Here is an 11,124-nt window from a genome sequence, read left to right on the forward strand (position 1 = left end):
GAGTCCCTTGATCGCGCTCGAACCTCCCCTCAGGCTTGCCACGGCAGACGATGCGGCGGCACTGGCCGATCTCGTCAACTTCGCGGGGGAGGGCCTGCCCCTTCACCTCTGGACCGGGCTTGCCCGGGATGGTCAGGACCCGTGGGAAATCGGCCGCGCGCGACAGGCCGAGAAGGCGCGCGACGGCCGGATCGTCGTGATGGACGCGGGTGACGGTGCCGTGGCGAGCCTGACGGGCTATGCGATCGGCGCGCAACCCGTTCCGATCGACGCGGATTTCCCGCCGCTGCTTCGGCCGCTTCAGGAACTGGAGAACCGGGCCCTCGACACCTGGTACGTGAATGTGCTGGCCTGCTACCCGCAGCATCGCGGCCAGGGGATCGGATCGCGGCTGCTGGACGTCGCGGAAAGGATCGCCCGGTCCGAGGGGAAGCCTCGGATGAGCGTCATCGTCGCAAGCGACAACGCCGGCGCAAGACGGCTCTATGAGCGTCACGACTATGTCGAAACCGACAGTCGAGAGTGCATCAAGGACGGCTGGGCAACCCAGGCTGAACGTTGGATCCTTCTCTTGAAGCGGCTCCCGTAACGCCCAGCGCGGCCCGGCCCGTGCCGCGCACAAGAAACGCCACGCAAGCGCAAACGCACCGGATGTGCAGGTTAAGATTTGGTTGCGATCACGGTTTTTATCGCGCAAGAGCAAGCTCTTGGCGGAATGCGCGCATGCGCGCACCTGCCGTTTTCGCCCCGCCAGCCGTCGCGCCAACCCCCAGCACAGAACTCAGCGCCGGTCGATGACGCCCGCGGCGATCAGGTCGCCCCGCTCGGGGTACCACATCGACCGGTGCGGCACGGCCATCGCGCGGGCCATGAAATCGGCGTCCACCCCGGCGGAGCGAAACACCGCGCTGTCGCGCTCCAGCTCCTTCTGCGGGTCGATCAGGCCGAAGACCGGCGCGCGCAGGTCGTAGCCGTGAAAGCCCAGCCGCGCACCCGCCTCCAGACTGCGGCTGTGCCCGGCGACAAAGACCAGCGTGCAGACCGACACGCAATCGCCCCGCGCCCGCGTCGCCAACCCGAAGCGACGGACCACCATGACCAGCCCGCGCGCCTCGGCCACGCGGCCGCCCTGGCTCCGCAGCCGCAGAAGCGCGATGTCGGGCGCGTCCTCCAGCAGCGCCGTCAGGTCCGCCGTAATCCCGAAGTCGATCCGCCCGGTCAGATCGACGCGGCGCCCGTCGCCCGAAAGCGCCAGCGTGAAGGGCGCTGGCTCGGCCGGCGGCGCCACCGGCGCGGCCGGGCGATAGGCATCGCTCACCGCGACCGAGACCGGGATCGTCAGCACCAGCGCCGCCACGGCGCCGATCACCTTCAGGACTGCCTCCTCCGCTGCCACGCGCGGCCCTCCGCCTCGACGCCCGCCTCGACGGACGCCCCTTCCCGTCAGGATAGCGGACCAACCCCGCCCCGTCAGGCCCCAAACCGTCCCGCCACCGCACGTTCGCCTGATCGCAACCCCCCGCACGCGCCGAAACGCCGCCGCACCCACAGCATCCTCTCGCTCAGCCAGCAACGCCGCCCCATTTTCTGCCCGAAAATATCCCGGGGGGTGAATTGGCGCAGCCAAGAGGGGGGCAGCGCCCCCCTTTCCCGCTTCACGCGCGGACCCACCCCAGCCACCGCAATCCCTGCCAAAACCCTGCCGCACCGTTCGGAACTGCCATACGCTTGCCATACGCTTGCCAGCCACTTGCCATACGCTTGCCAGCCCCCTGCCACGGCCCCAAAACGGCACCGCGGCGGCGGCCTTCACCCTTGCCTTGCAGCGCCGGACAGGCCAGAACAGTGTCGCTGGCCCCGTGGCTCAACTGGATAGAGCAGCCCCCTCCTAAGGGGCAGGTTGCAGGTTCGAATCCTGCCGGGGTCACCAAAAAACAAAGACTTACGAGACTTTTTTGGGTCTGCTTTCTGGTTCGTTGAACCGAAAGACCCCTGAACTCCAGGGCGCCGGCAGCGTTGCGGAGATAGTTCGGGCTGAAGTCTTGCGGGTGATGTTGGGGTTGGTGTGCCCCAAGTAGGTGGCAATCTCGTCGATCGTGATGCCGGCCTCGGCCATGAAGCGCCCCGCGGTGCGTCTCATACGGACGCCGGCTGATTGACTCGCTGCGCGGAGGATTCACAGTGCGCCTCGAATGCCATAGTCTCGTGCCCAACAACAATCAGGGGGTGGGCATGGTTCAGTTCAAGGATCATCTCGGCGTCGCCGAGCTTCAGGCGGGCTGGCGGGCGAGCAAGGACGCGACGCTGGCGCGGCATTACCAGGTGATCTGGCCGCTGGCGCAAGGACGGAGCCGCGCCGAGGTGGCGCGGCTGACCGGTTTCGTGCGGCGCTGGGTTGAGGAACTCGCGGCGCGCTACAACCGCTTCGGGCCGTCGAGCCTCGGCGACCGGCGCCGGGGCAACGGCTCGAAGCCGAAAATCCTGACGCCGGAGATCCTTGCGATGCTGCGCGAGCGGGTGAAGACCCCGCCTGACGACGGCGGGGTGTGGACGGCGAAGAAGGTGGCGGCGGTGATCGCGGCCACGCTCGGCGTGCCGCGGGTCGCCGAGCAGCGCGGCTGGGAGGCGCTGCGGGCGATCGACTGGACAATCCAGCGGCCGCGGCCGCGGGTCCTGACCCCAGCCCTCAACGCGTCTGGGGGAGGATCGTACTGCCGCTCCCATGGCAGACTTTCTCACCGGCGTTCTCACCCTGAGCGACCGGGCAAAGATTCCCGAAAACTCCGAGGATCGCCAAGTATAAATCCGGATCGGGGCGCAGCACCGCTTCCGGCCGACGCTCAGCGCAACTCTTCGTTGGCAAGTCTCGTAAGCGGAGGCACCGCTCGTGAGTCAACCGTCGAACGCTTCGAACTCATCCTGTAGCAACCGAAGTCTTTCGACGCGATCGGATACGCGATCGCCCAGTTGGGCGATGACGTCATCGAGCAGCAGACTGGAAAGACTGACAAAAGGGGTCTGGGTGTCCCAGAACAATGCTGATTCCGTCTGCACCGGCAACACGATGTCAGTGTGGTCCCTCGCCCAATGGCAGTGCCTGTCGCAAACGATGATGAGCGGCAACTTCCGTCGCGACGCGGCGCGGGCAAGGAGCAGGCTGAGCCGCGTGTAGCGGCGCATCTCGAAGAGCACGATGCAGGTGTCGGCAAGGCCGGGGCCGAGGATGTCAGCGAAAGTGCCGTCGGCGCCGTCAACGCAATGAACGTTGGGGCGCAGATAGGACAGCCGGCTCGCGAAATCCGAGGCAATTCCGCGAATGGTCTGAAAGCCGCTCACCCCCAGATGCGCGCTCGTTGCAATTGCGTCGACAGCATCGCGCCATTGCGGCGTCGTTCGTTGCTCGTAGACGCCAAGCAGAGCACGGGTCTCAAGCTCGAAGTTCTCGGCGATGCGCTGACTCTCGTCGCCCGCGCGGCGAATGCGATCGATCCGGTCGGAGACCATGAGCGGGCTTGCATCGAGTTCTGCGCGCATCGCTGCCTTGAACGCCCCTGAATCCGGATAGCCGATGGTCCGGAGAAAGCGGCTGACGGTCATCTGGCTGACGCCAGCTGCCTCGGCGATGGAAGCGGCGGTATCAAAGGGCAGGCGTTCATGGTTGGCCAGCATGTAGTTGGCGATGCTCTTTTCGGCCCGGGTGAAGTCTTGGTAGCCGCGTCTGAGCGTCTCAAGCAGTTTCTCGCTCATCGCGTCCTCCCGGGGCGTCGGTCCGACCAGGGCCGTTCTGCCTCGAGCAGAGCGGCGAGACGGAACAGCATGTCTTCTCGGCCGAAGGGCGCCGTGAACATCACGCCGATCGGGAGGCCGGCGTCGCTGGTGTGCAGGGGAACACTCATGCTGGGCTGGCCAGTCATGTTGGCAAGTTGCGTGAAGGGCGAAAAGCGCGCGAGGGCCCGCTCATAGGCGCGGATGTCGCCAGTATCGGTGCGCAATTCTCCCAGGGGCACCGGGGGCTTCGCCAAGGTCGGGCTGAGCAGGATGTCAAAGCGCTCGTGGAAGGCGGCCATGCGCCGACCTTGGGCATGGATGACGGAAAGCGCCGCGGGGTAATCCTCGACGCTCAGCCCACAGGCAAATTCGACGGCGTTCCAGCTGGTTGCATCGACCTCATCCCGGGTGACCGCCCGCCTTCGTCGGCGCCCGATGGCGCGCAACTTGCCGGAGACACTGGTGGCGACCAATACCCACAGCGCGTGGCCGAGCTCTTCGCCATCGCCCGGCGGCAAGGTTTCCTCGACTTCGTGGCCGTGCGCCGACAAGAGCCTTGCGGCCTCTCTCGCCGCCTGTAGGCAGGCACGATCGACGGCAACCCCCGAAAGCGGGCGAAGTTGCATCGCGACGCGAAGCTTGCCGAGGTCGCGGGCGATCTCCTCCAGATAGGAGCGCTCCCGCATCGGAGCCGCATATGGATCGCCGGGCGCAGGCCCCTGCGCGACGTCCAGAAGCGCAGCGCTGTCGCGGACCGTGCGGGTCAGAACATGTGCGCAAGAGAGGCTCCCCCATCCCTCGCCCGAAGGTGGGCCGTGCGGGACGCGCGCGCGCGTCGGCTTCAGGCCGAAGAGGCCACAGCATGAGGCCGGTATGCGGATCGATCCGCCCCCGTCGGTGGCGTGCGCCATAGGAACGACGCCCGCGGCTACGGCGGCGCCCGACCCGCCCGAAGAGCCGCCCGCGCTGCGGCTCCGGTCCCAGGGATTGCGGGTCTGGCCGTGCAGGCTGCTTTCGGTCGAGGCGGCGAGCGAGAATTCCGGAGCGGTGGTCTTGCCGAAGATCACCAGCCCCGCCGCGCGATATCGGGCAACGAGCGTCGAATCGGCCGTCGCGAGGTGGTCGCACAGCAGGCGCGTGCCGTTGATGGTTGGTGTCCCGGCAAGGTCGGCCGAAGCATCCTTCAGAAGGAACGGGACACCCGTGAGGGGCCCGTCAGGTAGACCGCGTGCGATTTCCCGCCGGCCGAAATCGTAGAGCCGCTGAGAGAGGAAGTTCAGCGCCGGATCGGCGGCCTCAGCTCTCGCAATCGCGGCTTCCAGCAGTTCCTCCGGCGAGACCTCGCGACGACTTACCATACCCGCGAGGGCAACCGCGTCCTGCTCCGCATGATCCGTAGCCATGGCGACGCCTCCTGATATTCCGGCTTGCCCCTGCCGTCATCGAGTGGTCTTCAGAATTGTCTTGGTTAGCTTGCTATCAGAGATTGACATCATGTTATGTCGTTAACATACTCGTCAAGAGCGTCATCAAGCAAGCCGCAAAAAAAGCCGGCACACATCAGTGAGGAGATCCACATGCCCGCCGTGAACAGCCCGTCCCTATCCGTCCTCGCCCTCCTGGCCGGACTCGGCCTTGCCCTGCCGGCGCAGGCAGAAAACGTCATCACCTGGGGAAAGCCCGCCGAGATCACCGGTTTCGATGTTCATGTCGCCGGCACGGTGGCGTCCTGGGAAATGTACCAGATGGTCTACGAGACGCTTCTGACCAACGATGACGATCTGAGTCTTCAGCCCGGGCTTGCAGAAAGCTGGGAGGAGGAGTCGCCGACGCGCTTTGTCTTCACACTGCGTGAGGGTGCAGCGTTCTCGAACGGAAGGGCCGTCGACGCGCAGGACGTGATCGGCTCGATCGAGCGCATCCGAAACCCGGAGGTTGCCTCTTACTGGGCGCATCAGCTGGGCGAGATCGAGTCGATGGAGGCGCTGGACGATCGCCGTGTCGCCATCGAACTCGCGCAGCCGCACGCCACGTTCCTGCCGGCACTGGCGCATATCACGGCGGCGATTATCCCCGTTCAAGAATACCAGGCGGGCGAGTTCGATCCGACCAGCGAGATGCTCGGCTCCGGCCCATTCATGGTCGAGGCCCACGACCAGGACGAGAGATGGACGCTCGTCCGCAATCCCCATTACGGCCGCGCCGGATATCCGCGGGCGGACCGGATGAATGTCGCGATCATCCCTGATGAATCAGCCCGCATGGCAGCGCTGCGCGACGGGCGGATCGACTTCACGACCTTCGAGAACCCCGATGCGCCGCAGATGCTGGGCGCCACCGCCAATGTCGAGCACCACCCGATCCAGACCACCAATTACTATCGTCTCGACGTCAATGCGCTGAGTGAGGACTCGCCCTTTCACGACCGCCGCGTGCGCCAAGCAATGAACCTCGCGCTTGATCGCGAGGCGATCAACATGCTGGTCTTCAACGGCACGTCGGCGGTCGACTATCCGGTTCCCGCGGCTTTCGGGAAGGACGCCTGCCGGGACCTCGACACCTATGCGCTGTCGCGCGAAGAAAGGTTGGAGCGCGCGCGTGCACTGCTCGAGGAAGCCGAGCAACCGGCCCCGCAAGTCGAGCTTATGGCGTCGAGCGCCAACCAGGTGCTGGTCCGCATTGCAGAGGTTGCGCAGCAGAGCCTTGCTGAAGCGGGCTTTGACGTGCAAATCGCCGCCGTTCCTACGGCCGAATACCTTCAGCGTGTCTTCACGGACGGCGATTTTGACTTCTCGGCCTCGTGGCTCGCGGGCTACACTGATCCGAGCATGGTGATCCAATGGTGGAATCCCAAATTCGCGGTCTGGAATCTGGCCTTCCAGGAGGAGGTTCCGGAACTAAGCGACGCCCTGGCGGCTATTCGCGCGACGCCCGACAGCCCCGAACGCGACGAGGCGCTGAGCGAGATCTGCGCGATGATTGACCAGGGTGCCAACCTCCTCGCGCTGGTCAGCAAGATCGATTATGTCGTCTATCGATCCGACCAGGTGGAAGTGACGCTCGCCGACCGCACGGGCTCGGCGAATACCTGGCAGTACATCGCCGAGTTTGCTCCCGTCGAGTGAGCGCGACGCGCCGGGGCACGTGACCCCGGCGCCCACCTCCCATCCGACCGGATCTTCCCGATGCGTCTCGCCACCTATCTCCTGCCCCGCGTCCTCGCCGCGCTGGTCACTCTGCTCGGCGTCTCGGTGCTGGTATTTCTGTCGCTTCGGCTTCTTCCGGGAGGCTATGCCGATATCCTTCTCGGCCCCTTCGTCACGCCTGAAGCCCGCGCTGTCATCGCGCAGCGCTACGGGCTGGATCAACCGCTGGTGGTGCAATACCTGCGCTGGGTCTGGGCGATGCTGGGCGGTGATTTCGGTGTTTCGATGGTCACCCAGCGGCCAGTCATTGACGAACTGCTGCGCCGCGCGCCAGTGACGCTGCAACTGGCGCTGATCGCGCTCGTCCTGGCGCTCGCGGTGGGCTACCCGCTGGGCGTGCTGTCGGGCGTCCGAGCGGCGTCGCGGCGCAAGCGTCGCGATTTCGGACGCGTGATCGGCGCAATGGGCGCCAGCGTGCCCGACTTCGTTCTCGGCAGCGTGCTGATCTTTGTCTTCTCGGTCTGGTCGCTATGGTTCCGGGTCGGCGGCTATGTGCCACTTGGTGTCGATCCGGTCGGCAACCTGCGCACGATGCTGCTGCCGGGGCTGACTCTATCGGTCTTCGGCGTGGCGCTGATCCTGCGCACAACGCGCGATGCTGTGTTGCGGGTGATGACCGAGCCTCATATCACCGCCGCGGTCGCCCGTGGCGCCTCTCCCGGCGCCATCATCCGTCGGCACATCCTGCGCAATGCGGCCATTCCAGTGGTCACCGTCGTCGCCACCTACTTTGGCTTTCTCCTCGGCGGCGCGGTCATCGTCGAGGTGCTGTTCTCGGTCCCAGGCGTCGGGCTCTACATCTTCAACGGCCTTCTCAACCGCGACTATGCCATCGTCCAGGCCGGCGTGCTGCTGGCGGCGATGGTCTTCATCACCATCAACATGCTGGCTGACGTGCTCTATGCGCTGATCGACCCACGCGTAGGTGTGTCGCGATGAGCGGCCTCGCGCGGATCGCTCGCCGCGGTCGCCCGCGGCCCAACGGGCTGACAATTTTCGGCGTGGTGACGCTGGGCTGCCTGCTCTTTCTGGGCGTCTTCGGCCCGTGGCTGCCGCTGGGCGATCCGTCGCGCATTGCCGCGGGCCCGCGTCTGGACGCGCCGAGTGCCCAATTCCTGTTCGGTACCGACGAACTGGGACGCAACTTCCTGCCGCGCGTCGTGCAGGGCATCCGCTCCACATTCCTGCTTTCGGCCGTCGCCGTCGCGATCACCGCAGTGATCGGAACGCTACTCGGCATGGCCGCGGGCTATCTGGGTCGGCACACCGACCAGATCGTGGCACGCGGCGCCGACATCCTTTTTGCCTTTCCCGCACTGGTTGCCGGGCTTCTTGTGGCGGCGATCATGGGACCGGGTCAGGCCTCGGCAATCACGGTGATCAGTATCGCCACGCTGCCGCTATTCATTCGCGTGGTGCGTTCGGTCACGCTGGGTGTCGCCGGGCGCGGCTTTGTCACCGCGGCCGAAGTCGCCGGTGCCTCCACGCTGCGAGTGATGCTGGTGCACCTGCTGCCCAACGTCATGGGCGCTGTGATCGTGCAGCTGACCTATGCGCTCTCGATCGGAATGATCATCGAAAGCGGGCTGAGCTTCCTCGGCCTCGGCGTGCAGCCGCCGAATGCGTCGCTCGGCTCGCTCCTGCGCCAGGGTAGCGCCTATCTGACCATCGCGCCCTGGATGGTGCTGTCCTCCGGCGTGGTGTTGTCGCTCGCGATCATGTCGGTCAATCTGGTCGGCGACGCGGTGCGCGATGCGCTCGAGCCGCTGAAGGGACGTCCTCTGACATGACAGCGCCCCTCGTCGATATTGCCGATCTGGTCATCGGTTACGACACCGGAATGCGCCAGGTACGCGCGCTCGATGGGGCCAGCCTGCGGATCGACGAGGACGAGACACTGGCCATCGTCGGTGAAAGCGGCTCGGGCAAGACGACGCTGGGCATGGCCGCCGGACGCCTGTTGCCGCCCGAGGCGAAGGTCATCGGCGGCAGCATCCACGTCGCCGGTGTCGATGTCACGCGCGCCGACGATGAAGCCCTGCGGCGGCTGCGACATGACAAGCTGGGCTTCGTGTTCCAGAACCCCACGACGGCGCTCGACCCGACCCTTCGCATCGGCCGGCAGGTCGCGCTGGCCATGGGCGGACGACCCCCACCGGAGGCAATCGCCGAACTGCTGTCCCGGGCCGAACTGAACGAGTCGGAGCGCATCCTGCGCGCCTTCCCGCACGAATTGTCAGGCGGGATGGCGCAGCGCGTGGTGATTGCCATGGCCATCGCCCGACGGCCGCATCTGCTGATCGCCGACGAGCCCACCGCCTCGCTCGACGCCTCGATCCGCGAGAAGGTGATGTCGACCCTGGGTCGGCTCAGGGCGGAAAGCGGGGCGAGCCTGGTGATCCTGTCGCACGACCTGCGCATGGTCGCCCGTCATGCCGACCGGGTTGCGGTCATGTATGGCGGACGCATTGTCGAGCTCGGCTCGGTAACGAGGGTCATGCAGGCACCAGCACATCCCTACACGCGCGCGCTACTCACCGCCGCTGCGGGCAACGAACGCCCCGGCGAGCGACTTTGCCCGATCCCTGGCACACCACCCATCCTCGAAAGCCGGTGCGAGGCCTGCGCCTACGCCGACCGCTGCGCCTTCCGTGAGACCCGGTGCGACACCGAGCGTCCCGAGGCGCGGCCATTTCTCGGTCGCGAGGTCGTCTGCCACCGGGCCGAAGCGGTGATCGGCGCTCCAACACAGGCTCGGCAGGAGGACCGCTGATGGAGCCACCCGTCATTGCGCTCGAGAATGTCACCGTCACCTATCGTAGCGGCTTCCTCGGGGGGACTGCATTCGATGCGTTGCGCGGAGTCAGCCTGAACGTCAGCGCCGGCGAAACCGTGGGATTGGTCGGAGAATCCGGGTCCGGCAAGACGACTTTGGGCCGGGTTTGCCTGGGATTGTTGCACCCGACCGCCGGCAGGATGCACTTTGCGGGGACGCCCTTCGGCGGCCTGCGGCAGCGGCGCGGGCAGCTTTCGGTGGTCCTTCAGCATCCCGAGTGGGCGCTCAATCCGCGACTGCGATGCGGTCGGTCGGTCGACGAGCCGCTGATCTTGACCGGAGTGCCTGCCGCCGCGCGGCGCAAGCGCGTCGCCGAGATCCTCGAGCAGGTTGGCCTCGACCCCAGTTTCGCCGCGCGACTGCCCGGTCAGCTTTCCGGTGGGCAAAGACAGCGCGTCGCCATCGCCCGCGCGCTGGTCACGCGCCCCCGCTTCATCGTCTTCGACGAGGCGGTCAGCGCGCTCGACGTCTCGGTCCAGGCGCAGGTCCTCAACCTGATCCGCGATCTTCAGGAACGCCATGACTTTGGTGCACTCTTTATCTCGCACGACATTGCCGCGACCCGCTATGTCAGTCACCGCATCGCGGTGATGCTGAAAGGCGAGATTGTCGAGGACGGTCCGGCCGGCAAATTCTACGCATCGCCGGAACACCCGTACAGCCGCGCTCTGCTGGCGGCCGTATGACCGGGCGGTTGAGCGCGGCGCTGGTCGCGGCGGCAATTGCTGTATCGGCCCAACCGGCACTTCCCGACACCGCCGACAATCCCGCGGAACTGGCGCGCACCTGGAATGCCGCGCGGGTCTGGTTGCCTCGCGAACCGGGGCGGGCGACCGGCATTGCCGAACTTGCCAAGGCAGAGGTTTCGGGCTTGATCGTCCTCTATGCCCACGGATGTGACGGGATCACGCGCATCACTGACGAAAGCGCGCGCTTCCTCGCCCGTGCGGGGCACGCGGTGATCGCACCCGACAGTTTTGCGCGCCAGCGGAAGCCAGTGAGTTGCGTTCCTGCCCGTCAACAGGGCAGCTTGCATCGCGAGGTCCTGGCTTGGCGGCACGCCGAACTCTCATTTGCGCTCGACGCATTGGGCGAAATCGCCGCGCTGAATGAGCTACCGGTTGTGCTGATGGGCCATTCCGAGGGCGCGATAGCGGTCGCCACGCTGGAGGTATTTCCGGTCGCGGCGCGAGTGATCGAGGGCTGGACCTGTCACGCCGGCTGGCCCGAATACAGAGGTCTGAATACCGCTGGAGACGAGCCGGTCCTCGCGCTCGTCGGCGAGAACGATCCCTGGTTCCGGCAACCTGTTCT

The 11,124-nt window shown here is 66.2% G+C and carries 12 protein-coding genes and 1 tRNA gene; 9 read left to right on the plus strand and 4 right to left on the minus strand.

What is annotated here, in order from left to right; genetic code table 11:
• Positions 1 to 7 precede the first annotated feature (7 nt).
• Complete coding sequence (locus IM708_RS15735; protein ID WP_209427535.1) at positions 8 to 589, plus strand: GNAT family N-acetyltransferase; 582 nt, start codon at positions 8 to 10, stop codon at positions 587 to 589.
• Positions 590 to 781: 192 nt separating this feature from the next.
• Here IM708_RS15735 and IM708_RS15740 read toward each other — a convergent pair whose 3' ends face one another.
• Positions 782 to 1,396, minus strand: a complete 615-nt coding sequence (locus IM708_RS15740) for a hypothetical protein (RefSeq protein WP_209427536.1) — start codon at positions 1,394 to 1,396, stop codon at positions 782 to 784.
• Positions 1,397 to 1,853: 457 nt separating this feature from the next.
• Between IM708_RS15740 and IM708_RS15745 the strand changes: the two genes are divergently transcribed.
• Positions 1,854 to 1,930: transfer RNA gene (locus IM708_RS15745), tRNA-Arg, on the plus strand.
• 12 nt (positions 1,931 to 1,942) lie between these two features.
• Here IM708_RS15745 and IM708_RS15750 read toward each other — a convergent pair.
• Positions 1,943 to 2,116 (minus strand): hypothetical protein, encoded by a 174-nt coding sequence (locus IM708_RS15750; protein WP_209427537.1) that lies wholly within the window; start codon positions 2,114 to 2,116, stop codon positions 1,943 to 1,945.
• A gap of 116 nt (positions 2,117 to 2,232) precedes the next feature.
• On the opposite strand from IM708_RS15750, the gene IM708_RS15755 reads away from it, so the two are divergent.
• Complete coding sequence (locus tag IM708_RS15755) at positions 2,233 to 2,925, plus strand: helix-turn-helix domain-containing protein (protein ID WP_209427538.1); 693 nt, start codon at positions 2,233 to 2,235, stop codon at positions 2,923 to 2,925.
• Here the strand turns inward: IM708_RS15755 and IM708_RS15760 are convergent.
• Entirely contained in the window at positions 2,893 to 3,747 is an 855-nt protein-coding gene (locus tag IM708_RS15760) for a MurR/RpiR family transcriptional regulator (RefSeq protein ID WP_209427539.1), read from the minus strand. The two genes, IM708_RS15755 and IM708_RS15760, sit on opposite strands and share 33 nt — an antisense overlap.
• A complete protein-coding gene (locus IM708_RS15765; RefSeq protein WP_209427540.1) occupies positions 3,744 to 5,171 on the minus strand; it encodes an amidase in 1,428 nt (475 codons plus the stop codon). Before IM708_RS15765 ends, IM708_RS15760 begins: the two co-directional genes overlap by 4 nt.
• A gap of 174 nt (positions 5,172 to 5,345) precedes the next feature.
• Between IM708_RS15765 and IM708_RS15770 the strand changes: the two genes are divergently transcribed.
• The 6 genes from IM708_RS15770 to IM708_RS15795 form a co-directional block, all read left to right on the plus strand.
• Positions 5,346 to 6,893 carry an ABC transporter substrate-binding protein gene (locus IM708_RS15770; RefSeq protein WP_209427541.1) on the plus strand — a complete coding sequence of 516 codons (1,548 nt, stop codon included), beginning with the start codon at positions 5,346 to 5,348 and terminating at the stop codon, positions 6,891 to 6,893.
• Between the two features lie 60 nt (positions 6,894 to 6,953).
• Positions 6,954 to 7,913 carry an ABC transporter permease gene (locus tag IM708_RS15775; protein ID WP_209427542.1) on the plus strand — a complete coding sequence of 320 codons (960 nt, stop codon included), beginning with the start codon at positions 6,954 to 6,956 and terminating at the stop codon, positions 7,911 to 7,913.
• The gene (locus IM708_RS15780) at positions 7,910 to 8,764 is read left to right on the plus strand and encodes an ABC transporter permease (RefSeq protein WP_209427543.1); all 855 of its coding nucleotides are present in this window, start codon (positions 7,910 to 7,912) and stop codon (positions 8,762 to 8,764) included. The genes IM708_RS15775 and IM708_RS15780 overlap by 4 nt, the downstream gene beginning before the upstream one ends.
• On the plus strand, positions 8,761 to 9,747 hold the full coding sequence (locus tag IM708_RS15785) for an ABC transporter ATP-binding protein (protein ID WP_209427544.1): 987 nt from the start codon (positions 8,761 to 8,763) through the stop codon (positions 9,745 to 9,747). Before IM708_RS15780 ends, IM708_RS15785 begins: the two co-directional genes overlap by 4 nt.
• Positions 9,747 to 10,496 (plus strand): ATP-binding cassette domain-containing protein, encoded by a 750-nt coding sequence (locus IM708_RS15790; protein ID WP_209427545.1) that lies wholly within the window; start codon positions 9,747 to 9,749, stop codon positions 10,494 to 10,496. The genes IM708_RS15785 and IM708_RS15790 overlap by 1 nt, the downstream gene beginning before the upstream one ends.
• A partial coding sequence (locus IM708_RS15795; protein ID WP_209427546.1) for a hypothetical protein occupies positions 10,493 to 11,124 on the plus strand: 632 nt, incomplete at its 3' end. The genes IM708_RS15790 and IM708_RS15795, both read left to right, overlap by 4 nt.

Source organism: Pararhodobacter sp. SW119 (genome assembly GCF_017811755.1).
Taxonomy (GTDB): Bacteria; Pseudomonadota; Alphaproteobacteria; order Rhodobacterales; family Rhodobacteraceae; genus Pararhodobacter.